This window comes from Leclercia sp. AS011 (assembly GCF_037152535.1).
Taxonomy (GTDB): domain Bacteria; phylum Pseudomonadota; class Gammaproteobacteria; order Enterobacterales; family Enterobacteriaceae; genus Enterobacter.
In genome coordinates, this window is the sequence record NZ_JBBCMA010000003.1 from 85,559 (window position 1) to 110,657 (window position 25,099).

The 25,099-nt window shown below is 57.7% G+C and carries 22 protein-coding genes; 11 read left to right on the forward strand and 11 right to left on the reverse strand.

The annotated features are described in order from the left end of the window. Positions 1-43: 43 nt before the first annotated feature. The 5 genes from WFO70_RS15010 to WFO70_RS15030 form a co-directional block, all read right to left on the reverse strand. On the reverse strand, positions 44-1,333 hold the full coding sequence (locus WFO70_RS15010; RefSeq protein ID WP_337017130.1) for an ABC transporter substrate-binding protein: 1,290 nt from the start codon (positions 1,331-1,333) through the stop codon (positions 44-46). A gap of 13 nt (positions 1,334-1,346) precedes the next feature. Continuing rightward, on the reverse strand, positions 1,347-2,474 hold the full coding sequence (locus tag WFO70_RS15015) for an ABC transporter ATP-binding protein (RefSeq protein WP_337017132.1): 1,128 nt from the start codon (positions 2,472-2,474) through the stop codon (positions 1,347-1,349). 12 nt (positions 2,475-2,486) lie between these two features. After that, positions 2,487-3,389 (reverse strand): carbohydrate ABC transporter permease, encoded by a 903-nt coding sequence (locus WFO70_RS15020; protein ID WP_337017134.1) that lies wholly within the window; start codon positions 3,387-3,389, stop codon positions 2,487-2,489. Beyond that, a complete protein-coding gene (locus WFO70_RS15025) occupies positions 3,382-4,272 on the reverse strand; it encodes a carbohydrate ABC transporter permease (RefSeq protein WP_039029882.1) in 891 nt (296 codons plus the stop codon). Before WFO70_RS15025 ends, WFO70_RS15020 begins: the two co-directional genes overlap by 8 nt. A gap of 382 nt (positions 4,273-4,654) precedes the next feature. Beyond that, entirely contained in the window at positions 4,655-4,978 is a 324-nt protein-coding gene (locus WFO70_RS15030) for a cupin domain-containing protein (protein WP_337017137.1), read from the reverse strand. Between the two features lie 137 nt (positions 4,979-5,115). Here WFO70_RS15030 and WFO70_RS15035 point away from each other — a divergent pair, with 137 nt between their 5' ends. Continuing rightward, the gene (locus WFO70_RS15035; RefSeq protein WP_337017139.1) at positions 5,116-5,808 is read left to right on the forward strand and encodes an aspartate/glutamate racemase; all 693 of its coding nucleotides are present in this window, start codon (positions 5,116-5,118) and stop codon (positions 5,806-5,808) included. On the opposite strand, the gene WFO70_RS15040 is transcribed toward WFO70_RS15035, so the two are convergent. Next, positions 5,795-6,733, reverse strand: coding sequence for a LysR family transcriptional regulator (locus tag WFO70_RS15040; RefSeq protein ID WP_337017141.1), 939 nt, complete (start codon positions 6,731-6,733; stop codon positions 5,795-5,797). The two genes, WFO70_RS15035 and WFO70_RS15040, sit on opposite strands and share 14 nt — an antisense overlap. A 123-nt stretch (positions 6,734-6,856) precedes the next feature. On the opposite strand from WFO70_RS15040, the gene lysA reads away from it, so the two are divergent. Then, the gene (lysA, locus tag WFO70_RS15045) at positions 6,857-8,119 is read left to right on the forward strand and encodes a diaminopimelate decarboxylase (protein WP_337017143.1); all 1,263 of its coding nucleotides are present in this window, start codon (positions 6,857-6,859) and stop codon (positions 8,117-8,119) included. On the opposite strand, the gene WFO70_RS15050 is transcribed toward lysA, so the two are convergent. After that, entirely contained in the window at positions 8,089-9,126 is a 1,038-nt protein-coding gene (locus tag WFO70_RS15050; RefSeq protein ID WP_337017145.1) for a LacI family DNA-binding transcriptional regulator, read from the reverse strand. The genes lysA and WFO70_RS15050 overlap by 31 nt on opposite strands. 290 nt (positions 9,127-9,416) lie before the next feature. On the opposite strand from WFO70_RS15050, the gene WFO70_RS15055 reads away from it, so the two are divergent. The 4 genes from WFO70_RS15055 to WFO70_RS15070 all read left to right on the forward strand — a co-directional run bounded on the left by WFO70_RS15055 (position 9,417) and on the right by WFO70_RS15070 (position 13,497). Beyond that, positions 9,417-10,754, forward strand: a complete 1,338-nt coding sequence (locus WFO70_RS15055) for a PTS sugar transporter subunit IIC (protein ID WP_337017146.1) — start codon at positions 9,417-9,419, stop codon at positions 10,752-10,754. Further along, entirely contained in the window at positions 10,751-12,178 is a 1,428-nt protein-coding gene (locus tag WFO70_RS15060) for a glycoside hydrolase family 1 protein (RefSeq protein WP_337017150.1), read from the forward strand. Before WFO70_RS15055 ends, WFO70_RS15060 begins: the two co-directional genes overlap by 4 nt. A 72-nt stretch (positions 12,179-12,250) precedes the next feature. Then, the gene (locus tag WFO70_RS15065; RefSeq protein WP_333853751.1) at positions 12,251-13,024 is read left to right on the forward strand and encodes a GntR family transcriptional regulator; all 774 of its coding nucleotides are present in this window, start codon (positions 12,251-12,253) and stop codon (positions 13,022-13,024) included. After that, positions 13,021-13,497, forward strand: a complete 477-nt coding sequence (locus tag WFO70_RS15070; protein ID WP_337017152.1) for a GNAT family N-acetyltransferase — start codon at positions 13,021-13,023, stop codon at positions 13,495-13,497. Before WFO70_RS15065 ends, WFO70_RS15070 begins: the two co-directional genes overlap by 4 nt. On the opposite strand, the gene galR is transcribed toward WFO70_RS15070, so the two are convergent. Next, positions 13,458-14,474 (reverse strand): HTH-type transcriptional regulator GalR, encoded by a 1,017-nt coding sequence (galR, locus tag WFO70_RS15075; RefSeq protein ID WP_337017154.1) that lies wholly within the window; start codon positions 14,472-14,474, stop codon positions 13,458-13,460. The genes WFO70_RS15070 and galR overlap by 40 nt on opposite strands. A gap of 423 nt (positions 14,475-14,897) precedes the next feature. On the opposite strand from galR, the gene aas reads away from it, so the two are divergent. Together aas and lplT are read left to right on the forward strand one after the other, a co-directional pair. Next, positions 14,898-17,057 carry a bifunctional acyl-ACP--phospholipid O-acyltransferase/long-chain-fatty-acid--ACP ligase gene (gene aas / locus WFO70_RS15080; RefSeq protein ID WP_337017156.1) on the forward strand — a complete coding sequence of 720 codons (2,160 nt, stop codon included), beginning with the start codon at positions 14,898-14,900 and terminating at the stop codon, positions 17,055-17,057. Beyond that, a complete protein-coding gene (gene lplT, locus WFO70_RS15085; RefSeq protein WP_337017158.1) occupies positions 17,050-18,243 on the forward strand; it encodes a lysophospholipid transporter LplT in 1,194 nt (397 codons plus the stop codon). Before aas ends, lplT begins: the two co-directional genes overlap by 8 nt. Positions 18,244-18,349: 106 nt before the next feature. On the opposite strand, the gene WFO70_RS15090 is transcribed toward lplT, so the two are convergent. From WFO70_RS15090 to mutH, 3 genes are all read right to left on the reverse strand, one after another. Continuing rightward, the gene (locus WFO70_RS15090; RefSeq protein WP_337017159.1) at positions 18,350-19,390 is read right to left on the reverse strand and encodes an NADP(H)-dependent aldo-keto reductase; all 1,041 of its coding nucleotides are present in this window, start codon (positions 19,388-19,390) and stop codon (positions 18,350-18,352) included. Positions 19,391-19,517: 127 nt separating this feature from the next. Continuing rightward, positions 19,518-19,736: a lipoprotein YgdR gene (gene ygdR, locus WFO70_RS15095; protein ID WP_032613767.1), complete on the reverse strand. Its 219-nt coding sequence runs from the start codon at positions 19,734-19,736 to the stop codon at positions 19,518-19,520. Between the two features lie 130 nt (positions 19,737-19,866). Further along, on the reverse strand, positions 19,867-20,559 hold the full coding sequence (gene mutH, locus WFO70_RS15100) for a DNA mismatch repair endonuclease MutH (protein WP_337017161.1): 693 nt from the start codon (positions 20,557-20,559) through the stop codon (positions 19,867-19,869). Positions 20,560-21,243: 684 nt separating this feature from the next. Here mutH and rppH point away from each other — a divergent pair. The 3 genes from rppH to lgt all read left to right on the forward strand — a co-directional run bounded on the left by rppH (position 21,244) and on the right by lgt (position 25,099). Beyond that, positions 21,244-21,774, forward strand: a complete 531-nt coding sequence (gene rppH, locus WFO70_RS15105; protein WP_142486968.1) for an RNA pyrophosphohydrolase — start codon at positions 21,244-21,246, stop codon at positions 21,772-21,774. A 12-nt stretch (positions 21,775-21,786) separates the two neighbouring features. After that, positions 21,787-24,033, forward strand: a complete 2,247-nt coding sequence (gene ptsP, locus WFO70_RS15110) for a phosphoenolpyruvate--protein phosphotransferase (protein WP_337017164.1) — start codon at positions 21,787-21,789, stop codon at positions 24,031-24,033. Positions 24,034-24,226: 193 nt separating this feature from the next. After that, positions 24,227-25,099, forward strand: coding sequence for a prolipoprotein diacylglyceryl transferase (gene lgt, locus WFO70_RS15115; RefSeq protein WP_337017166.1), 873 nt, complete (start codon positions 24,227-24,229; stop codon positions 25,097-25,099).

The following is a 25,099-nucleotide window of genomic DNA, read 5'->3' on the forward strand; positions in this document are numbered from 1 at the left end:
ATACCCCACCGCAGAACGGTAGGGTATTGATAATCTAAAATAATTAGCGCATTGCGCGTTTCAGGATACGTTCAGCCTGACGCTGGAAGTCAGCGGCAGTCTCTTCCACGGTTTTCTGACCATAGTCGATGTACTGCAGGGAGGTACCGAACTGGGCCACGATCTGCGGGTCATCAAAGTATGGCGAGACGGAGAGTTTGGCTGGCAGGGACTGGGCCAGACGCAGACCCGCAACCGCCGGATCGTTCTCTTTGATGGTGCCGTCTTCGGTCAGGTATTTCACCGCCACTTTGCTCAGCGGTACGCCACGCTCCAGGCCCAGGGTCTCAACGCCTTCTTTGCTGTTCAGCAGGAAGTTGATGACTTTCGCTGCGGCTTCCGGGTTCTTCGTGGATTTACCGATAGAGAGCATCTGGGCAGGTTTAAAGAACAGACCCGCGTCGGTTGCACCCGGCAGCATTGGGTAGCTGCCCAGCTCCAGATTTGCTGGTGGCTTCAGGTTGTCGGAGTATTTCTTGATGGTGGAGTTCCACATGTAGGTCCCGCCCCATTCACCCTCGATCCACGGCTTCATCTCGTACATGTTGCTCTTACCGAAGGACGCATAGTACTTGGTGTCCGGCATCACGTGGCTGTCGATCAGCTTTTTATAGGTCTGGAAGAACTCAACCCACTGCTCTTTGCTGTAGGAGAATTTCTTCGCCTTCTCGTCAACCGCCGGGATGTTGTACTTCTGGATCATGTAAGAGTTCAGCAGCGCCAGGGTATCCTGGTGCTCCAGCACGACCGGGTAGTACTGTTTGCCCAGTTTGCTCTCGAAGGCTTTACCCGCCGCCATCAGCTCATCCCAGGTTTTCGGGTATTCAACGCCCGCTTTTTTCCAGGCTTCATCGTTGAAGTAGAAGACGCGTGCGGTCACGGAGATCGGGATCCCGTTCAGCTTGCCGTTCACCGTGGTGGACTGCAGCTCTTTCGGATCGAACTGAGACAGGTCGATCACGTCCTTCATTTTGTTCAGGTCGTAGAAGCCGTCGCCGGTTTTGGAGAAGATCGGCAGCCAGTTCCAGTTGGTCTGCATCACGTCCGGCTCGGTGCCGCCCGCAATCTGCGTGGTCAGACGCGACAGGTGACCGTCCCAGCCGGTGTATTCCGACTTCACGTTAATATCCGGGTTCTGTTTATGGAACTCTTCCAGAGCCTTCAATGTGACCTGGTGACGGCCATTGCCGCCCCACCAGGACATACGCAGATCGGTGCTGTCCGCAGCAAAAGTGGGTAGGGCACTCATTCCAAAGGTAGCGGAGATAACGGCGCTTAAAAGCACTTTTTTCATTTTTATAACTCCATTAAAGAGAGATGTTCTGTTCAGTTTTTGCGTCAAAAATATGACATTTATTCATATCAAACTTGAAGTACACCTTACGGTGAAGGCCCTTGTTGATCATGGGCTTAGCTTCATCGGAAGGAATTCGGGCCGTCAGTTCATACTCGCCAACTTTCAGGTACACAAAGAATTCATGTCCCATGTTTTCTGCACGAACCATCTCACCGCTGCAGCAGCCCTGGGCGAAAGGCTCATCGGCGATCGAGACAAAGTCCGGGCGAATACCGTAGAAAATGTCCTGGTCGGCGTAGCTTTCAACTTTCGCTTTCAGCTCAGGGCTTAACGGCATGGTCTGGTTGCCGATGGTCAGAGAGAGCTGGCCGTCCTGCTGCACCAGCTTGCTGGCGCGGATGTTCATCTCCGGCGAGCCGATAAAGCCAGCCACGAACATGTTTTTCGGTTTGTGATACAGGTTGTCCGGGGTGTCCACCTGCATGATATGGCCGAGCTTCATCACGCAGATGCGGTCGCCCATGGTCATGGCTTCGGTCTGGTCGTGGGTTACGTAGACGGTGGTCGCCGGTTTGCCGGAAGCCTTCAGCTGCTTGTGCAGATCTGAAATACGGATACGCATCGAGGCACGCAGTTTGGCGTCGAGGTTAGAGAGCGGTTCGTCGAACAGGAACACGTCCGGCTTCTTCACAATTGCACGGCCTACGGCCACACGCTGGGCCTGACCGCCGGAGAGCTGGCGCGGCAGGCGGTCCAGCAGCTCATCCAGCTCGAGGATTTTCGCCGCTTCATTCACCTGAGCCTCAATCTGCGCTTTTGGCAGCTTGCTCAGCTTCAGGCCAAAGGCCAGGTTTTCACGCACGGTCATGTGCGGATAGAGCGCATAGTTCTGAAACACCATCGCAATCCCGCGCTCTTTTGGCGCGAGGTTATTGACGATCTTGTCGCCGATACGCACTTCGCCGCCGCTGATAGTCTCCAGACCGGCCAGCATACGCAGGGTGGTGGACTTGGCGCAGCCGGATGGGCCGACGATCACCATGAATTCACCTTCAGCGATTTTCAGGTCGATAGCATGTACCGCTTTGAAGCCGTTGGAGTAAACCTTTTCCAGTTTGTTGAAAATAACTTCAGCCATGATATTTCCCTCTTAACCTTTAATTCCGCTGCTGGTTACGCCCTGTACGAAGTAGCGCTGTGCCAGGAAGAAGACAATGATGGATGGCAGAATGGAGATGCTCGCCATTGCCAGAATTTCGTTCCACGGCGCACCTTCGGTGACGTCGATGGACATTTTCAGAGCCAGTGCAATCGGGTATTTATCCACGCTGTAGACGTAAATCAGCGGCCCGATAAAGTCGTTCATTGACCACATGAACTGGAACAGCGCCACGGAGATGATGGCCGGCTTCAGGATAGGCACCACTACGTACCACAGCACCTGAATGGAGTTACAGCCGTCGATCTGCGCCGCCTCTTCCATGTCACGCGGTACGCCGCGCAGGAACTGGATCAGCATGAAGACGAAGAACCCCTGGGTGGCGAAGGCCAGCGGCAGGTACAGTGGCATGTAGCTGTTCAGCATGCCCATTTCACGGAACATCAGGTACTGCGGGATCAGCAGCACGGTGCTTGGCAGCAACATGGTGGTGATCAGCGTGGCGAACCAGAACTTCTTCCACGGGATCTCGAAGCGGGCAAAGCCGTACGCCACGATGGTGGAGGAGATAATGGTCAGGATCACTTTCGGGATCACATACTTGAAGGTGTTCAGCATGTAATGACCGAAGTTGTACTCGGTACCGGTTTTCCAGCCGTTAATGAAGCCGTCCCAGGTCGCGTGGGCTGGCCACAGGCTCAGGGTGGTAAAGATCTCGTGGTTCGGTTTGAACGATGCCGAGAACATCCACACCAGCGGATAGAGCATCAGCAGGCCAACAAACAGCAGGATCACATAGCGAATGCTGGCGCTTATTTTTTCACGACGCAGCGTCCGCGCCACTTCACGTTCTGCGACGCTTCTCGCCGTGGAGAGTTGTTGAATATCAGCCATTTTTGCCTCCCTTATCGGCGGAGTAGAACACCCAGTATTTCGAAGACTTAAAGGCGATAGCGGCGAAGACCGCGACGACCAGGAACAGGATCCAGGCCAGTGCCGCGCCGTAACCCATGTCAAAGTACTTGAATGCGGTGTCGTAGATGTACAGCGAGAACAGATAGGTGGAGTAGGTTGGTCCACCGCCGGTAATAACATACGGACCGGTAAATTCCTGGAACGCCTGGGTGGTCTGCATGATGAAGTTGAAGAAGATCACCGGCGTAATCAGCGGCACGGTCACTTTCATGAACATCTGCCACTTGGACGCGCCATCGATCATCGCCGCTTCATACTGCGACTGCGGGACGTTCTGCAGGGCGGCGAGGAAGATCACCATCGCGGAGCCGAACTGCCAGACGCGCAGCAGGGTCACGGACATCAGCGCCAGAGAAGGTTCGCCAAGCCAGTTCACCGCGTCAAAACCAAACACGCCGATAAAGCTGTTGAGCAGGCCATCAATCGCAAACAGCGCGCGCCACAGCACGGCAATAGCCACGGAGCTGCCGAGGATCGACGGAATATAGTAAGCGGTACGGAAGAAGCCGATGCCGCGCAGTTTAAAGTTCAGAACGAACGCAATACCCAGCGCAAAGGCCAGTTTCAAAGGGATGGTTAAAAAGACATAGGCAAAGGTCACGCCCATGGATTTCCAGAAGAGGGTATCTTCCGTAAACATGTAGCGATAGTTTTCTATGCCGTTAAATACCGGCGGGCTCATCAAATCGTACTCAGTAAAACTGAGGAAGAAAGACGAAACAAAGGGGAAGGCGGTGAAAAGTATCAACCCAATTATGTAGGGTGATATCCACGCCAGCCCCAACATCTTGTTTTCATTCATACATACCTACCTGGTAATTAATGGTTTAAAACGGAATCTGTACGGGTGCTGCTGGCCGCTGTTTCAATTTTTTAAAACTTATGAACCACCGTTTTCAATTTGTAAAACGACGTTTTAATTTATTTTATTGTGATTTAAATCCACGTCATTCGATAAATAGTGGAAATGTGATCGCGGTCGAAACAGCGTTTCAATAAGGTGAGATGGATGGCATTTTTATCGACTTGCGGGGAAAGACGATGAGAAAAAACCTGCTAAACAGCGGACTTTGCTCACCTATTCTGGGAATTTTCATCGGTAGAGACAAACTACTAATATTTGTAGCAAAAATGTAACATCGAGAGGGCGGAAAAAAGGCGATGCCGGTGCATCGCCTTGTGGTTTATTTCAGGAAGTCTTCCCGAACCGGGGTAAAGGTATCCAGCAGGGTGCCCGGCTTCAGGCAAACGCAGCCGTGCATAATATGTGGCTGCTTATACAGGGTATCCCCGGCGGTGACGACATGCTTCTCTTCACCGATGGTGAATTCGAATTCGCCGGATAATACATAGGTCAACTGTTCGTGCGGATGGTTGTGCATCGGACCGACGGCACCCGCTTCAAAATTGACTTCCACCGCCATCATTTTGCCGTCGTGCGCCAGAATACGGCGGGAAACGCCGTTGCCCAGGTCTTCAAGTTGGGTCTCTTTGTGGAAAATAAACATGCTCATGTCCTGTTATATAGTGAAACATCGTTTCATTTAATTTATCCCAGCGCCGGGTAAAAGGAAATGTGGAACCAGAGAACTGGAAACTCGATCACAAGTTTGCTTCACTGGGAAAAACCGTAAAGGAGAGCACGATGAAAACGATTGGCCTGTTGGGGGGAATGAGCTGGGAGTCCACCATTCCCTATTATCGTCTGATTAACGAGGGGGTGAAGCAGCGCCTGGGGGGATTGCACTCGGCCAGCCTGCTGCTGCACAGCGTCGATTTTCATGAGATAGAAGCCTGCCAGTCCAGCGGCGACTGGGAGAAGGCCGGAGAGATCCTCGCCGATGCGGCGCTGGGATTACAGGGGGCAGGGGCGGAGGCCATTCTGCTCTGCACCAACACCATGCACAAAGTCGCGGCGCAGATTGAAACCCGCTGCTCCCTGCCGTTCCTGCATATTGCCGATGCTACCGGGCGGGCCATTACTGCGGCGGGCATGACCCGCGTGGCGCTGCTCGGCACCCGCTACACCATGGAGCAGGATTTCTACCGCGGGCGGCTGACGGCGCAGTACGGTATTGAGAGCCTGATCCCGGAGGAGGCGGATCGGGCCCGCATCAATCAGATCATCTTTGAAGAGCTGTGCCTCGGCACCTTTAGCGAGGCCTCACGTCAGTACTACCTGAGCGTGATCCAGACGCTCGCCGAACAGGGGGCGGAGGGGGTGATCTTTGGCTGCACCGAGATTGGCCTGCTGATCCCGGCGGAAGAAAGCCCGATCCCGGTGTTTGATACCGCCGCGATCCACGCCGCCGATGCGGTGGCGTTTATGCTTTCGTAACGGGCGAGGTTAAAAGCCGCTCCAGCGGATCAACAAAAGCGCCCAGCCCCTGTTGCAGGTGGGCGCTGAAGGTATCCACCAGCGCCGAGGCCGGGCGGTGCAGCGGCCTGATTAGGCTCACCGTAAAGGGCACCGAAATGCTGAAGCGACGGATCGCAATTCCGCTGTCGGCATAATCCAGCGCCGTCAGCGGATTCACTACCGAAATCCCCACACCCGCCCGCACCATCGCGCAGATCGACGCCGCGCTGTGGGTCTCCACCACCATCCGTCGTTTCACCTGATGCTCGGCAAACAGCGTATCGAGCAACTGCCGGTAGCTGTCGGTGCGCGACAGGCTGATGTAGTTCTCGCCCTGAAAATCGGCCGGAGTCAGCACCGCTTTTTCAGCAAGCCGATGCCCGGCGGGCAGGACGCACACCTCATCCAGCGACAGCAGCTCGTGACGGGCGGTGCCCGCCGGGGTGGCGAGGGTCTCGGTCAGGCCAAGATCGTGGCGCTGGGCCGAGAGCCACTCCTCCAGCAGGGGCGACTCCTGCGGGACGATGGTCAGGTTCACGTCCGGGTAGCGGGCGAGAAACGGCTGTAGCAGGGCGGGCAAAAACGACTGGGAGAAGACCGGCAGGCAGACGATGGACAGCTCGCCCTGTCGAAACTCGCGCAGGCTGTCGGCGGCGCTGACGATGCGGTCCAGCCCGTACCAGGATCGCTGCACCTCCTCGAACAGCCGCAGCCCCTGCACCGTGGGGTGCAGCCGCCCGCGGGTGCGCTCGAACAGCGTCAGGCCGATCACCTTCTCGAAGCGCGCCAGCTCGCGGCTCACCGTCGGCTGGGAGGTGTGCAGCAGGCGGGCGGCTTCGGTTAGGTTTCCGGCGGTCATCACGGCGTGGAAAATCTCAATATGACGGAGGTTTACAGCGGGCATGGGAGGTAACCTGTTTCAGCACGTTATCCATATCATTTTTGCATAGACTGGCGATAAAACGATATTTTTTATTCTCTTCGGGCTGTGGCGTAATCAGTAAAAATTGCTTTCCCGGAGAAGACCATGCCACGCCCGCTGAACAACACCGATACCGATCTGAACGCCGACAATTTGCTGCGCCTGCCTGCGGAGTTTGGCTGCCCGGTCTGGGTTTATGACGCGCAGATTATCCGCGACAAAATTGCCGCCCTGCATCAGTTTGACGTGGTGCGTTTTGCCCAGAAAGCCTGCTCCAACATCCATATTCTGCGCCTGATGCGCGAGCAGGGCGTGAAGGTTGACTCCGTGTCGCTGGGTGAGATCGAGCGTGCGCTGGCGGCGGGTTACGATCCAAAGGCTGACCGCGACTCCATCGTCTTTACCGCCGACCTGATCGACAGCGCCACTCTGGCGCGGGTGCATGAGCTGCAGATCCCGGTTAACGCCGGTTCGGTGGATATGCTGGAGCAGCTGGGTCAGGTGTCGCCGGGCCATCGCGTCTGGTTGCGCGTTAATCCGGGCTTTGGTCACGGCCACAGCCAGAAGACCAACACCGGCGGCGAAAACAGCAAACACGGCATCTGGTATAGCGATCTGCCTGCGGCCCTGACCGTCCTGCAACGCTATAACCTGAAGCTGGTGGGGATCCACATGCACATCGGATCGGGCGTGGACTACGGTCATCTTGAGCAGGTGTGCGGGGCGATGGTGCGCCAGGTGATCGAGTTTGGTCAGGATCTGGAGGCGATCTCCGCGGGCGGTGGCTTATCGATCCCGTATCGCGAAGGGGAAGAGGCGATCGACACCGATCACTACTACGGCCTGTGGAACGGCGCGCGGGACAAAATTGCCGCCCATCTGGGCCATCCGGTGAAGCTGGAGATCGAGCCGGGACGTTTCCTGGTGGCGGAGTCCGGCGTGCTGGTGGCGCAGGTGCGCAGCGTGAAGGCGATGGGGAGCCGTCACTTCGTGCTGATCGACGCGGGCTTTAACGATCTAATGCGTCCGTCCATGTACGGCAGCTATCACCACATTACCGCCCTCGCGGCGGACGGCCGGGATTTAACCCAGGCCCCCGTGGTGGAGACGGTGGTGGCCGGCCCGCTGTGCGAGTCCGGGGATGTCTTCACCCAGCAGGAGGGCGGGAAAGTGGAAACCCGCGCCCTGCCGCAGGTGGTACCGGGGGATTATCTGGTGCTGCACGATACCGGCGCGTACGGCGCGTCCATGTCCTCGAACTACAACAGCCGTCCGCTGCTGCCGGAAGTGCTGTTTGATAAAGGCGCGGCGCGACTGATTCGCCGTCGCCAGACCATTCAGGAACTACTCGCCCTCGAACTGTTCTGATCGCACCAGGGTCCCGTCGCCACCGAATCGCGTAACACCAGCGTGCCGGTAAAGGGCGGGATCGCTTCGATCGGCTCGTTTTTCGCCAGCCGGATCGCCTGATCGATAGCGGTGGTGATCATGTTGTCGATCGGCAGATAGACCGTAGAGAGCGCCGGCTCCAGCCACTTCGCGCAGGGCGCGTCATCAAAACCGAACAGCGACACGTCCTGCGGAATGTGCAGCCCGGCCTGATGCAGCGCCTTCGAGGCGCCCAGCGCCATATCGTCATTACAGGCAAACAGGGCGCTGAACGGCACCTTGTCGTGCAGCAACTCCTGACACAGCTCATATCCGCGGGTCATTCCCGAATCGCCATACTTCACCCGACTCTCATCCCAGGGAATACCGTGCTTCTCCAGCGCCTTGCGGTAGCCGGTGAGGCGCGCCTTGCCGGTGGGGGTGTGGATCGGCACCGTCATACAGGCGATCTCCCGGTGCCCCTGGCTTATCAGGTACTCCACGGCGCTGAAGGCCGCTTCCTGCTGCTCGAAGAACACGCAGCGCTCCCGGGCCTGGCTGACGTCACGGTTGATCACGATAAGCGGCATCTTCACGCTGTTGATCAACTTCATGATCGCTTTTTCGCTCATGTAGCGGGTGTAAAGCACGATGGCATCGCACTGGCGATCCGCCAGCATCTGCACCGCTTCCTCTTCCCGCTCCGGGGTATCGTGACCGTCGGTGACGATCAGCTGCTTGCCGTGCGTTTCGGTCTGACGGGAGGCCTGCTGTAGCAGGCGACCAAAGTAAAAACCGTCAAAGGTCGACACCACCAGACCAATGCTGTTGCTGGTCCGGTTCGCCAGCGATCGCGCCAGAAAATTGGGGCGATAGCCCAGCTCTTCCATCGCGTTAAACACCTGCTGACGGGTACTCTCTTTGACCTGACCTGTGCCGTTCAGTACGCGCGACACCGTGGCTTTCGACACGCCCGCGCGCAGCGAGACATCCAGCATTGTTGCCATTTGCTCTTCCTGCTTCCACGTTATGCCCGCAAGTTTATCACAGACGTTCAGGGGCATAAGCCGGGCGGGAGAGGCAAAACCCCCTCAGGATCACGCTTTCTGGTAACGGGTGGTGGGTCAGGCAAAAGTGGCATACCAAAGTGATTATAAATCACACTCTGGGATACCTCTTGCCGCGTTGAGAGCTTAATCACAGAACAAATCGTGACTGGAAGCTATTTTTGGTATGCCAATAGAAGCCGGCTGTACACCTTATCCCAATAAAGGCCCTTTTACTGAGGTATTACCCCATGGCATTACAGGAAAAACTGATCAACTCTCTGGGCAGTTTCGCCACCAGGTTCAACAGTTATCGCTATATCATGGCGATAAAGTCCGCCTTCATCACCTTAATGCCGGTCATCATCGTGGGCGCATTTTCGGTGCTAATCTCCAATATGGTGCTGGATCCGAAAAACGGCCTCGCCAGCTTTCAGTCTCTGTCGTTTCTCGCCACGCTGAAGCCGATCACCAGCGCCCTGAACTACGCCACGCTGAACTTCCTCAATATCGGGGCCGTGTTCCTGATCGGTATCGAGCTGGGGCGTATCAACGGCATTAAGTCCCTGTTCCCGGGGCTGCTGGCGGTGATCTGCTTTATCTGCGTCACGCCGACGACCGTCGAGATGATGGTCGATGGCGAAATGCACATGGTGAAAGATGTGCTCCTGCGTCAGTTCTCCGATACCCGCAGCCTGTTCCTCGGCATGTTTATCGCCATCCTGTCGGTAGAGATCTACTGCTGGCTGGAGGGGCGTCCGGGGCTGAAAATCCGCATGCCTGACACCGTGCCGCCGAACGTGTCGGCCTCGTTCTCGGCGCTGATCCCGGCGATCATAACCACTACCCTTATCGCTACCTTCGGCTTTGTGTTCCATCAGGTCACCGGCATGTACCTCTACGATGCGGTCTACCAGGTGGTGCAACAGCCACTGGAGCGTGTCGTGCAAAGCCTGCCGGGGATCCTGCTGCTGATGTTCGTCGCCCAGCTGTTCTGGGTGATCGGGATCCACGGCAATCAGATGATCAAACCGATCCGCGAGCCGCTGCTGCTGGGGGCGATCACCGTCAACATGAGCGCCTTTGAGCAGGGGAAAGAGATCCCGAACATCATCACCATGCCGTTCTGGGACGTGTACATGAGCATCGGCGGCTCGGGTCTGACCATCGGCCTGCTGATTGCGGTGATGATCGGCACCAAACGCAAAGAGATGAAGGAGATCGCCAAGCTCTCCATCGGCCCGGGGATCTTCAACATCAACGAGCCGGTGATCTTCGGTATGCCAATCATGCTGAACCCGATACTGGCGATCCCGTTCATCATCACCCCATTAGTCACCGGCTCCATCGGCTACTTCGCCACCGTCACCGGTTTTGCCGGTAAAGCGGTGGTGATGGTGCCCTGGACCACGCCGCCGCTGATCAACGCCTGGCTCTCTACTGCGGGCTCGATGGGCGCGGTGGTCACCCAGTTTGTCTGCATCATTACGGCTGTGCTTATCTACCTGCCGTTTGTGAAGATCGCTTCACGCCGGGCTGAACAGGCCGCAATGCAGGCCGCCAATCAGGAGGCGACGAATAACGTATGAGCATTAAACAGATGACTATCCCCGGAGACTTTATTCTCGGGGCCGCGGCTTCCGCCTGGCAGACCGAAGGCTGGAGCGGCAAGAAAGCGGGGCAGGATTCGTGGATCGATCTCTGGTACAAGCACGATCGTCAGGTGTGGCATAACGGCTACGGCCCGGCGGTGGCTACCGATTTCATCAACCGTTTCCGCGAAGACGTGGCGCTGATGAAGCAGGCCGGACTGACCCACTACCGCACCTCCATCAACTGGTCGCGTTTTCTCACCGACTATGAAAATGCCACCGTCGATGAGGAGTACGCCGCCTATTACGACGCCCTGTTTGCCGAGATGCACCGCCAGGGCATTGAGCCGATGATCTGCCTGGAGCACTACGAGCTGCCGGGCACTCTGCTGGAAACCTACGGCGGCTGGGCGTCGAAGCATGTGGTGGAGCTGTTCGTTCGCTACGCCGAACAGGTCTTCGCCCGCTATCACCACCTGGTGAAGCGCTGGTTTAGCTTCAACGAGCCGATTGTGGTCCAGACCCGGGTTTACCTCGATGCCCTGCGCTGGCCTTACGAGCAGAACACCGGCACCTGGATGCAGTGGAATCACCACAAAGTGCTGGCGACGGCGAAGGTGGTGAAGCTGTTCCGCGAGAAGGGCTACAGCGGCAGCGTGGGCTGCATTCTCAACCCGGAAGTGACGTATCCCCGCTCGCGCGCGGCCCATGACCTGAAGGCCGCGGAGATCTACGATCTGTTCTACAACCGGGTGTTCCTCGATCCGCTGGTCCACGGCCACTACCCGCAGGAGCTGTTCACCCTGCTGGAAAAACATCAGGTGCCGTGGGACTACACACCTGAGGAGCTGGCGCTGATTGCCGACAACACCGTCGACGAGCTGGGTATCAACCTCTATTACCCGCATCGGGTGAAGGCTCCGTCCCGGGCCTGGCACCCGGAAACGCCGTTCCACCCGGCGTACTACTACGAGCCATTTGAACTGCCGGGGCGGCGGATGAACCCCTCCCGCGGCTGGGAGATCGCCCCGCGCATCATTTACGACATGGCGATGCGGATCAAAAACGACTATCGCAATATCGACTGGTTTGTGGCCGAAAGCGGGATGGGGGTCGAAAACGAAGCCCAGTACCGCAACCGCGACGGCATCATCGAGGACACCTACCGCATCAACTTTATCAGCGAGCATCTCTATTATGCCCTGCTGGCGCGGGAGGAGGGGGCGAACTGCCACGGCTACATGCTGTGGGCCTTTACCGATAACGTCTCGCCGATGAACGCCTTCAAGAACCGCTACGGCCTGATTGAGATCGATCTGGCGGATAACCGCGCCCGACGCCCTAAAAAATCGGCCAGCTGGTTCCGGCAACTGCGCGATGAGCGCGTCCTGACCCTGACCCTCGATGACGAATGGAAGTAGGCGCAGATCGCGACGCTTCTGGTAACATAGGGCGCAAACTGGCCCGCATTAACTCAGAGTACAGGTGATAACGTGGATAAGGCTGTCGTCCCGGCGGAAAAGAAGCAGTACCAGGAGATTGGCGAGGATTTACGCGCCCAGATCATCCAGGGGCACTATCCCGTGGGCTCGCGTCTGCCGCCGGAGCGCAATATCGCGGAGACCTACGGCGTCAGCCGCACCATCGTGCGGGAAGCGCTGCTGATGCTGGAGCTGCAGGGCACGGTGGATATTCGTCAGGGCTCCGGCGTCTACGTGATGCGCATTCCCGAAGAGCATGAGAACGAGGAAGAGCGCCTGTTAAAAAGCGACGTCGGCCCGTTTGAAATCCTGCAGGCGCGCCAGCTCCTCGAAAGCAACATCGCCGCCTTTGCTGCCAAAATGGCGACCCGGGCGGACATCGACAACCTGCGGCGCATCATTGAGCAGGAGCAGCGGGCAATCGCCGCCAACGACAACAGCCAGGACAACAGCAAGATGTTCCATCTGGTGCTGGCGGGTGCCACCCAGAATCAGATGCTGCTGGCGACCGTCGAAAGCGTCTGGCACAACATGGACAGCAGCCCGCTGTGGCAGCAATTTAATGCCCACATTGCCAGCCGGGCGTATCGCCTGAAGTGGCTGGGCGACAGGCAGACCATCCTCGCCGCCCTGCGTCGCCGCGACGTGATGGGGGCCTGGCAGGCGATGTTCCAGCATCTGGAAAATGTGAAAAAGAGCCTGCTGGAACTCTCGGACGAAGACGCCCCGGATTTCGACGGCTATCTGTTTGAGTCGGTGCCCATTTTTCAGGGGAAGCTGGTGTGAAGATCCAACCGCTGTACGCCGCCCCGCAGCATGCGGAGCAGGTGATTGACTGGCAGTGGCAGGCCTTTGGTGACGGTCTGCCGCGCGACTTTTTCGCCAGCATTGTGGCTAACAGTCAGACCCCAGGCGCACTGCCTTTGACCTTTATTGCCACTGAGGGCCAACGGTTACTGGGCACGGTGGGGCTGTGGCGCTGCGACCTGATCACCCGCCAGGATCTGTATCCCTGGCTGGCGGCGCTGTACGTGGATGAAGCCGCGCGCGGGCAGGGGCTGGCGGGGAAATTACAGCAGCATGTGCAGCAGTATGCCGCCGAGCGCGGGTATCCTGAGCTGCACCTCTGGTCCGCCTGCCGCGACTTCTATGAAGGCTACGGCTGGCACTACATCGGGGACGGTCTGGAGTATCCGGACAAAACCGTGCACCTCTACCGCTATTCGCTGGCAGACTCTGCCGGTGGCGTGACCGAGTGACGGCGCACCAGCGTCGGGCTGAACACGTGAGTGATCTCCGGCGGCTGACGTTTATCCGCCAGGGATAGCGCCAGCTCCGCCGCCTGGGTCGCCATGGTGACGATGGGGTAGCGCACCGTGGTCAGCCGCGGTCGCACGTAGCGGGAGATAAGAATGTCATCGAAGCCGATCAGCGAAATATCCCCTGGCACGTCAATCCCGTTATCGTTCAGTACCCCCATCGCCCCGGCGGCCATCGAGTCGTTGTAACAGGCGACCGCCGTAAAGTTTCGTCCCCGTCCCAATAGCTCCGTCATGGCATGCTCGCCACCGCGCTCATCGGGTTCAGCGTAAGTGACCAGACGATCGTTGCAGGGCAGGTCGTTCTCGCGCAGCGCATCGTAGTAGCCCTGCAGCCGATCTTCGGCGTCGGAGATGGCGTGATTGGAGCAGAGATAGCCGATGCGGGTATGGCCCTGCTGAATAAGGTGACGGGTGGCAAGCCAGGCGCCGTAGCGATCGTCCAGCGCCACGCAGCGCTGCTCATAGCCGGGGATAATGCGGTTCACAATCACCATGCCGGGGATCTGCTTCATCAGATGCACCAGCTCGTCATCCGACAGCTTTTTAGCATGCACCACCAGCGCCGCGCAGCGATGGCGGATCAGCTGCTCAATCGCCTGACGCTCTTTCTGCTCGTTGTGGTAGCCATTGCCGATCAGCAGAAAGTTGCCGGTGTGATAGGCAACCTGCTCGACGGCTTTCACCATCGCGCCGAAAAAGGGATCCGACACATCGCCCACCACCAGCCCGACGGTGTCGGTGGACTGCTGAGCCAGCGCCCGGGCGTTGGCGTTGGGGTGATAGTTGAGCGACTCCATGGCCGTCAGCACCGCCTGGCGGGAGGTTTCGCTGGCTTTCGGGGAATTGTTGATGACCCGTGAAACCGTGGCAACAGAAACACCCGCCAGTCGGGCCACATCCTTAATTGTCGCCATTCTCTACCTTCTCTTTGGGGTAAGCGTTTACACACTAAATAGTGTTGCGGAAAAGTCAGGCGTATTCAAGCGCAGGGCGGTGAGGCAATTCACAAACATGATACACAGCGGAAGAAATCGTGTAATCGTTACACAGCGAAGCGTGACAGACGCGTGTGAATTTGCATCTTTGCTTACACTTTGCCTCAGGCTGTTGCGATTGTCCGCTGGCGGGGGTTTGGTCGCCATTGCTACATTTGAGATCCCAGAGGTATTGATTGGTGAGAATTCTTAGTACGTACTGCGTACTCATCTCTTGCACCAGCCTGCGCAGATGCGCAGGTTTTTTTTTGTCTCTATCCTGCTGTCGCTCCTGCTGCACTTCTCGTGTAATCTGCCACAATTTACCGTAACCCGGCTTATTGAAAGGCAAAGGGAGTTGAAATGCTATTTGGGTTCTTCCGCACGCTGTTCCGCATTCTTTTTCGCGTCCGTCTGACGGGCGATACGCAGGCATTGCACGCCAGTCGCGTTCTTATTACCCCCAACCACGTCTCCTTTATCGATGGCATTCTGCTGGCGCTGTTTTTACCCGTGCGTCCGGTATTTGCGGTCTATACCTCGGTCAGCAAGCAGTGGTACATGCGCTGGCTGACGACACTGATCGACTTTGTCCCCCTCGACCCGACCAAACCGATGATGATCAAACACCTGGTGCGTCTGATTGAGCAGGGGCGTCCGGTGGTGATCTTCCCGGAAGGGCGGATCTCCATCACCGGCTCGCTGATGAAAATCTATGACGGCGCGGGTTTTGTGGCGGCGAAATCCGGCGCTACGGTGGTGCCGGTGCGTATTGAAGGCGCAGAGCTGACCTTTTTCAGCCGCCTGAAAGGGCTGGTGAAACAGCGCCTGTTCCCGCGCATCACTCTGCATCTGCTGCCGCCGACCACCCTGCCAATGCCCGACGCGCCGCGCGCCCGGGATCGACGTAAAATCGCCGGTGAGATGCTGCATCAGGTAATGATGGAAGCCCGGATGGCGGTGCGCCCGCGTGAAACCCTGTACGAGTCGCTGCTGACGGCGATGTACCGCTATGGCGCGAAGAAAAACTGCATCGACGACATCAATTTTGCGCCGGACAGCTATCACAAGCTGCTGACCAAGACCTTGTTCGTCGGACGCATCCTTGAAAAATACAGTAAGCAGGGCGAAAAGATCGGCCTGATGCTGCCGAACGCCGGGATCAGCGCCGCGGTGATCTTTGGTGCCGTCTCCCGTGGACGTATTCCGGCGATGCTCAACTACACCGCAGGGGTGAAGGGGCTCAGTAGCGCCATCACTGCCGCCCAGATCAACACCGTGTTTACCTCCCGCACCTTCCTCGATAAAGGCAAACTCTGGCATCTGCCGGAGCAGCTCACCCAGGTGCGCTGGGTCTTCCTCGAAGATCTGAAAGCGGAAGTCACTACCAGCGACAAACTGTGGATCTTTGCTCACCTGCTGGTGCCGCACCTGGCGCAGGTGAAACAGCAGCCGGAAGATGCCGCCGTGATCCTCTTTACCTCCGGTTCGGAGGGGAACCCAAAAGGGGTGGTCCACAGCCATAAGAGCCTGCTGGCTAACGTCGAGCAGATTAAAACTATCGCCGACTTTACCGCCCGGGATCGCTTTATGTCGGCGCTGCCGCTGTTCCACTCCTTTGGCCTGACGGTGGGGCTGTTCACGCCGCTGCTGACCGGGGCCGAGGTGTTCCTCTACCCGAGCCCGCTGCACTATCGCATCGTGCCGGAGCTGACCTATGACCGTAACTGTACGGTGATTTTCGGCACCTCGACCTTCCTCGGCAACTACGCCCGTTTTGCTAACCCGTATGATTTCCACCGCGTGCGTTACGTGGTGGCCGGGGCGGAAAAACTGCAGGAGAGCACCCGCCAGCTGTGGCAGGACAAATTTGGCCTGCGCATTCTGGAAGGCTACGGCGTGACCGAGTGCGCGCCGGTGGTCTCCATTAACGTGCCGATGGCGGCGAAACCCGGCACCGTCGGGCGCATCTTACCGGGGATGGACGCGCGTCTGCTCGCCGTTCCGGGCATTGAAGAGGGCGGACGCCTGCAGCTGAAAGGGCCGAACGTGATGCACGGCTACCTGCGGGTGGAAAATCCGGGCGTGCTGGAAGCGCCGACGGCGGAAAACATCAACGGCGAAGTAGAAACCGGCTGGTACGACACCGGAGACATCGTGCGCTTTGACGAGCAGGGCTATGTGCAGATCCAGGGCCGCGCAAAACGCTTCGCTAAAATCGCCGGAGAAATGGTCTCGCTGGAGATGGTTGAACAGCTGGCGCTGGCCGTATCGGCGGACAAAATGCACGCCACTGCGGTGAAAGCCGATGCCAGCAAAGGCGAGGCGCTGGTGCTTTTTACCACCGACAGCGAGCTGAAGCGCGAGCAGCTGCTCCAGCATGCGCGTGAACACGGTATTCCGGAGCTGGCCGTGCCGCGTGACATTCGTTATCTGAAACAACTCCCGGTGCTGGGCAGCGGTAAGCCGGATTTTGTCACCCTTAAAGAGATGGTTGAACAGGCGGAGCCGCATAATGAGTGAGTCAGTACCCACTAACACCTCTATCTGGTCGAAGGGGATGATGGCGGTTACCGCCGCCCAGTTCCTCTCCGCCTTTGGTGATAACGCGCTGCTGTTTGCCACCCTGGCGCTGCTCAAATCCCAGTTTTACCCGGACTGGAGCCAGCCGATCCTGCAGATGGTGTTTGTGGGCGCTTACATCATTTTCGCCCCCTTTGTCGGTCAGGTGGCGGACAGCTTCGCTAAAGGCCGGGTGATGATGTTTGCCAACAGCCTGAAACTGCTGGGTGCCGCCAGCATCTGCTTTGGCGTGAATCCCTTTATTGGCTATACGCTGGTGGGGATCGGGGCGGCGGCCTACTCCCCGGCCAAGTACGGTATCCTCGGTGAACTCACCACCGGCGATAAGCTGGTCAAAGCCAACGGGCTGATGGAGGCGTCGACCATTGCGGCAATCCTGCTGGGTTCGATGGCGGGCGGGGTGCTGGCGGACTGGCACGTGCTGGCGGCGCTGGGGGTCTGCGCGGTGATGTATGCCGGGGCGGTGATCGCCAACCTGTTTATCCCGAAACTGCCGGCGGCGCGTCCGGGGCAATCCTGGCGTTTTACCCCGATGACTGCCAGCTTCTTTAATGCCTGCCGCGTGCTGTGGCGCAACGGCGAAACCCGCTTCTCGCTGCTGGGCACCAGCATGTTCTGGGGCGCGGGGGTGACGCTGCGCTTCCTGCTGGTGCTATGGGTGCCGACGGCGCTGGGCATTACCGATAACGCCACGCCAACCTACCTTAACGCCATGGTGGCGGTGGGGATCGTGCTCGGCGCGGGAGCGGCAGCGAAGCTGGTGACGTTGCAAACCGTCGCCCGCTGCATGCCCGCCGGGATCCTGATTGGCGTGGTGGTGCTGATCTTCGCCTTGCAGCATGCGCTGTTACCGGCCTATGCGTTGCTGTTCCTGATGGGGATCTGCGGTGGCTTCTTTGTGGTGCCGCTGAATGCGCTGCTGCAGGAGCGCGGGAAGCAGACCGTCGGGGCAGGCAATGCGATTGCGGTGCAAAACCTCGGCGAAAACGCCGCCATGCTGCTGATGCTCGGGGTTTACTCGCTGGCGGTGAAGGTGGGTGTGCCGGTGGTGGGCATTGGCGTCGGGTTTGGTGGTTTGTTTGCGCTGGCGATTACAGGACTGTGGATCTGGCAGCGTCGGCGGTAGAGCGATCTGGGGGTTGCCGGGTGGCGGCTACGCCTTACCCGGCCTACAAAACCCCGCCTTTGACCTTCCAGGCCCGGCAAGCGAAGCGCCGCCGGGCAAAATGCCGTTACGGTGCCGGGTAGGTATACACCTGATGCACCGCTTCAATCTCCGCTAACACCTCTTCACTCAGCTCCAGATGGAAGCTTTCTACGTTCGTTTTCAGCTGCTCCAGAGTGGTTGCGCCCAGCAGGGTGCTGGCAACAAACGGCTGACGACGCACAAAGGCCAGCGCCATTTGCGCCGGGTCGAGCCCGTGACGTCGGGCGATATCCACATATGCCGCCACGGCTTTCTGCGTCTGCTCGCCGCTGTAACGGGTAAAGCGACTGAACAGCGTATTACGCGCCCCCGCCGGTTTTGCACCATTGAGATACTTACCGGTCAACGTGCCAAAGCCGAGGCAGGAGTAGGCCAGCAGCTCAACGCCCTCATACTGGCTCACCTCCGCCAGACCCACTTCATAGCTGCGGTTCAACAGGCTGTAGGGGTTCTGAATAGTGACGATGCGCGGCAGGTCATGCTTATCCGCAAGATGCAGATAGCGCATCACACCGAAGGCCGTTTCGTTAGAGACGCCTATGTAGCGGATTTTCCCGGCGCGCTGGCATTCGGTTAAGGCTTCCAGGGTTTCCAGCAGCGTCACAACCGGGGCGCTGTCGCTCCAGCTGTAGCCGAGCTTGCCGAAGCAGTTGGTCGGACGCTGAGGCCAGTGAACCTGATAGAGGTCGAGATAGTCGGTCTGGAGACGCGTCAGGCTGGCGTCCAGCGCCGCACGGATGTTCTTACGGTCGAGGATCTGATTCGGGCGAATGCCGCTGTCGTTATTGCGCGACGGGCCGCTGACCTTGGAGGCAACAATCAGCTTTTCGCGGTTGCCGCGTTTTGCCAGCCAGTTGCCGACGTAGGTTTCGGTTAACCCCTGGGTCTCCGGGCGTGGCGGAACCGGGTACATTTCAGCGACATCAATCAGGTTAATGCCCTGGCTGACGGCGTAATCGAGTTGTGCATGGGCATCGGCTTCGCTATTTTGTTCACCAAATGTCATCGTGCCCAACCCCAGTTGGCTGATCTCAAGAGCGCTATGGGGGATACGGTGATAATGCATAGCCGGCTTCCTTAGTAGACATGTTAGACGCGTCAGGAAACTCCCGACAAAGGACTATAAACATGGCAGAAGGGAAGCGAAAGGGGAAGAGAAAATCAAAAGGCCAGCAAGCTGCTGACCTTCAACATTATCTTTCGATAATCTGCGACACGTCGTCGCGGTTGATCTGCATATTATTACCCTGCTGATCGCGGTAGCTGACCAGACCGGTATCATCGTCGACTTCGGGTTTGCCGTCGGTCAGGATCATGCGACCATCTTTCGTCGCCATGACGTAATCGCTGCTACAACCTGAAACGGCAAACGCTAAACCAACAGCCGAGATTATCACTGCCCATTTTTTCATTCTTTATTACCTCCACCTGGCTCGTATCACATCATATTGTAGTAATAACCCGGGCAAGGGTTTTCACAAAGCGGTGAAATCTGAAAAAACAGGCAAATATGTGATAAACGGCATAATTCTGGCTAAAAATTCAGGTAGTCAGCAGAAAGTGACGGGCTAACAGCGCACCTGTGAAGTTCTTTTTCAAATAAAAGCCGCGGGGCAGAGTCAGGATCGGTTCGCCGCCCGCGCCGATGGCCTCGGTGAGAGCTTTGCTGTTCGCCGCTTTGGGCCGCAGCTGCAGCACTTCGCCGTGACGAGCGGTGATACGCTCCACCTGGCCCAGCACGATCATGTCCATCAACTCCTCCCAGTCCAGACGCAGCTGACGATCTTCCTCTTCATTCGGGCTCCAGATCAACGGCGCGCCGACGCGCCGTGCCGCCAGGGGGATCGCACGATCCCCCTCCACCGGGATCCACAGCACGCGCTTCAGCTTATGCCGCACGTGGCTGCTTTCCCAGGTGATCCCGGTATTGCCGGTTAAGGGGGCCACGCAGACAAAAGTGGTCTCCAACGGGCGGCCCAGGCTGTCGATGGGGATGGTCTTCAGCTCTACTCCCAGCGCGGCAAAATCCTGTTCAGGTTTGCTGCCCGCGCTGGCTCCCAGCCACAGTTCCAGCAGAACGCCCGTCCACCCCTTATCCCGCTTAAGATCGGGCGGAATGGGGAGCCCGGCCAGAGCGGCGAGTTCTCCCAGCGAGTAGCCCGCCAGGCGCTGGGCTTGTTGCAATAATGCCGCTTCCGTTGCGGGGGGAGAGGTCAGGGGGACGAGGGGAAGCATGAACGTTGCCTTCTGGTTAAAAAATGAACAGCAGTTTTCCACTGCACAGACCGAGTTTATCTTTTTCTTTTTGCCGATGCCAGGTGGATGATTTATCAGACTTTTTATCCGCTGTATTTCCGTTTCGCTAGCGGGGGGATCCCGGTTGTTCAAATCTGGTCACTGACAATGAACAGGATCTTACACCCTGTTATCCACAGAAAAATGGGATAACTGGGCATAACCCCCACTACTGTTTCCATTTACAGCCTTGACGTGGGACGAAAATCGAAAAATCAGACAAAATGTGCCTAACTTATTGGCACAATCTGTGGATAAAACCGACGTTGTTCGATCTTTCATCAGCACGACGATCTTTAAAGTGATGTACATCACACTGCGTGATGTAATTCCCGTAATTCACAGTTTAACTCTATGAATTATAGTGATTTTTAAAAAACGCCATTCTCTGTAATATTCAGAGTGATCTGGGTTGTCCATCGGTAATTCCACACTTCTTCACAACTCTATCCACAGAAAAAGTGAATAAAATTGCCCTTTTGGACCGTCATCTGTTTATAACTCTGATGATAATTGTGAGTTATTCAAATGTTATTAGGCTCCAGGCCAGAAAGAGAGTGGTTTACCGCCTCACTGGAGTGTGAAACAATCATTTATATATAAGGTTTAGTTTGGGGTAGTCCGGTGATTGATGACGATGGCTACCGCCCGAATGTAGGTATCGTAATTTGTAATCGCCAGGGTCAGGTAATGTGGGCCCGGCGATATGGTCAGCACTCCTGGCAATTTCCCCAAGGTGGGATCAATCCAGGAGAGTCCGCAGAGCAAGCGATGTATCGGGAGCTGTTCGAAGAAGTTGGCTTAAGCCGCAAGGATGTTCGCATTCTGGCTTCGACCCGCAACTGGTTGCGTTACAAGTTACCGAAGCGTTTGGTGCGTTGGGACACAAAGCCGGTATGTATCGGCCAGAAACAGAAATGGTTTCTTCTGCAATTGGTGAGCAGCGATGCGGATATCAATATGCAAACCAGCAGCACGCCCGAATTTGATGGCTGGCGCTGGGTCAGCTACTGGTATCCCGTTCGTCAGGTCGTGTCGTTTAAGCGCGATGTTTACCGTAGGGTGATGAAAGAGTTCGCAAGTGCTGTGATGTTGCTTCAGGAGACGCCTCCAAAGCCGCAGAGCGCACCTGCCTGGCGACGTAAAAGAGGTTAAGCTACGCACATTATGCTCACCCGCCTGCGCGAAATAGTCGAGAAGGTGGCCAGTGCCCCGCGGCTCAACGAGGCGCTGGATATTCTGGTCACGGATATCTGCCTTGCGATGGAAACCGAGGTCTGTTCGGTCTATCTGGCCGACCACGACCGCAGGTGTTACTACCTTATGGCCACGCGCGGATTAAAAAAACCGCGTGGTCGTACTGTTGCGCTGGCATTTGACGAAGGCGTTGTAGGTCTGGTCGGGCGACTGGCGGAACCCATCAACCTTGCCGATGCGCAGAAACACCCCAGCTTTAAATACATCCCCTCCGTAAAAGAGGAGCGCTTCCGCGCCTTCCTCGGCGTACCTATTATCCAGCGCCGTCAGCTCCTTGGCGTGCTGGTGGTCCAGCAGCGTGAGCTGCGCCAGTACGACGAAAGCGAAGAGTCCTTCCTCGTTACGCTGGCAACGCAAATGGCGGCCATCCTCTCACAGTCTCAGCTGGCGGCGCTGTTTGGTCAGTACCGGCAGACGCGCATTCGCGCCTTACCGGCCTCGCCGGGCGTCGCGATAGCAGAAGGCTGGATGGACGCCACGCTGCCGTTAATGGAACAGGTTTACGAAGCCTCGACGCTGGACACCGCTCTTGAGCGCGAGCGTCTCACCGGCGCGCTGGAAGAGGCCGCCAACGAGTTTCGTCGCTACAGCAAGCGTTTTGCTGCCGGAGCGCAGAAAGAGACGGCGGCGATCTTCGATCTCTACTCCCACCTGCTGTCTGATGCCCGGCTGCGCCGGGAGCTGTTTGACGAGGTCGACCGCGGTTCGGTCGCGGAGTGGGCGGTCAAAAAGATCATCGAAAAATTCGCCGAGCAGTTTGCCGCCCTGACCGACGGCTATCTGAAAGAGCGTGCCGGGGATCTGCGCACCTTAGGCCAGCGTCTGTTATTCCATCTCGATGACACCATTCAGGGGGCCAATACCTGGCCGCCGCGTTTTGTGCTGGTGGCGGATGAACTCTCCGCCACCACCCTCGCAGAACTGCCGCAGGACCGGCTGGCCGGGATCGTGGTGCGCGATGGTGCCGCCAACTCCCATGCCGCCATTATGGTGCGCGCGCTGGGTATCCCGACCGTCATGGGCGCGGATATTCAACCCTCGGCACTGCACCGGCGCACGCTGGTGGTCGACGGCTATCGCGGCGAGCTGCTGGTGGATCCTGAGCCGGTTCTGCTTCAGGAATATCAAAAGCTTATCAGCGAAGAGAACGAGCTGAGCCGTCTTGCGGAAGATGACGTTAATCAGCCTGCCGCGCTGAAAAGCGGCGAGCGCATCAAAGTGATGCTCAATGCCGGCTTAAGTCCGGAGCATGAAGAGAAGCTCGGCAGCCGCATTGACGGCATCGGTCTCTACCGCACCGAAATCCCGTTCATGCTGCAAAGCGGCTTCCCCTCTGAGGAGGAGCAGGTCGCGCAGTATCAGGGTATGTTGCAGATGTTCAACGACAAACCGGTGACCTTACGCACCCTAGACGTTGGCGCAGATAAGCAACTGCCGTACATGCCGATCAGCGAAGAGAACCCCTGCCTGGGCTGGCGCGGGATCCGCATCACCCTCGATCAGCCGGAGATCTTCCTGATCCAGGTGCGCGCCATGCTGCGCGCCAATGCCGCCACCGGCAACCTCAGCATTTTGCTGCCGATGGTCACCAGCATTGACGAGATCGATGAAGCCCGTCGTCTGATCGAACGCGCCGGGCGCGAAGTCGAAGAGATGATCGGTTACGACATCCCGAAACCGCGCATTGGGGTGATGCTTGAAGTCCCCTCGATGGTCTTTATGCTGCCGCAGCTGGCGAGCCGCGTCGATTTCATCTCGGTGGGCACCAACGACCTGACCCAGTACATGCTGGCGGTGGATCGCAACAACACCCGGGTGGCGAGCATTTATGACAGCCTGCATCCCGCGATGCTGCGTGCGCTGGCGATGATTGCCCGCGAGGCACAAGAGCAGGGGCTCGACCTGCGTTTGTGCGGTGAGATGGCCGGTGACTCGATGTGTGTGGCGATCCTGATTGGCCTCGGCTTCCGTCACCTGTCGATGAACGGACGCTCCGTCGCCCGCGTGAAGTATCTTCTGCGTCATATCGACTTTGAGGATGCACAGCTGCTGGCGAAACGTAGCCTTGAAGCTCAGCTGGCCACCGAAGTGCGTCATCAGGTGGCGGCCTTTATGGAGCGCCGCGGCATGGGTGGCCTGATCCGCGGCGGGCGTTAAACATTGGGTATCCCTTCCCCCTGGGGGAGGGATACAAACTGCGCGAAGTCTCTATACACATCTTTTACATCTCGGGCGCAACCTCCACGCTCGCTTGTGCTATGATTCGCAACTTTGGAGCGCAGGGTAATCCTTTGCGCGCATCTTTACCGCTGTCCACTTTCAGCGGAATAACAACATCTTGTGGTGACAGATGAACAGTGGCTATCTGCATTTTCCGGAGTTTGATCCGGTCATTTTCTCTATTGGACCCGTCGCGCTTCACTGGTACGGCCTGATGTATCTGGTCGGTTTCGTCTTTGCCATGTGGCTGGCTGGCCGTCGCGCCAAACGCCCTGGCAGCGGCTGGACCAAAGACGAAGTGGAGAACCTGCTGTATGCCGGTTTCCTCGGCGTTTTCCTCGGTGGACGTATCGGCTATGTGCTGTTCTATAACTTCCCGGTCTTCCTGGCGGATCCGCTCTATCTGTTCCGCGTCTGGGATGGCGGCATGTCCTTCCACGGTGGCCTGATTGGCGTCATCCTGGTGATGGTCATCTTCGCCAAACGCACTAAACGCAGCTTCTTCCAGGTGGCTGATTTTATTGCCCCTCTGATCCCGTTTGGTCTGGGCGCGGGTCGTCTCGGTAACTTCATCAACGGTGAACTCTGGGGCCGCGTCGATCCGAGCGTCTCCTTTACCATGCTGTTCCCGCAGTCCCGTGCCGAAGATATGGCGCTGCTGCCGTCGCACCCGGAGTGGCAGTCGATTTTCGACACCTACGGTGTCCTGCCACGCCACATGTCCCAGCTGTATGAAATGGCGCTGGAAGGCGTGGTGCTGTTTATCATTCTGAACCTGTTCATTCGCAAACCGCGTCCGACGGGCTCCGTATCCGGTCTGTTCCTGATTGGTTATGGCGCGTTCCGCATCATCGTTGAGTTCTTCCGTCAGCCGGATGCGCAGTTTACCGGGACCTGGGTTCAGTACATCAGCATGGGGCAGATCCTCTCCATTCCGATGATTGTCGCGGGTATCGCGATGATGGTCTGGGCGTACCGTCGTCCACAGCAACAGGTCTCCTGA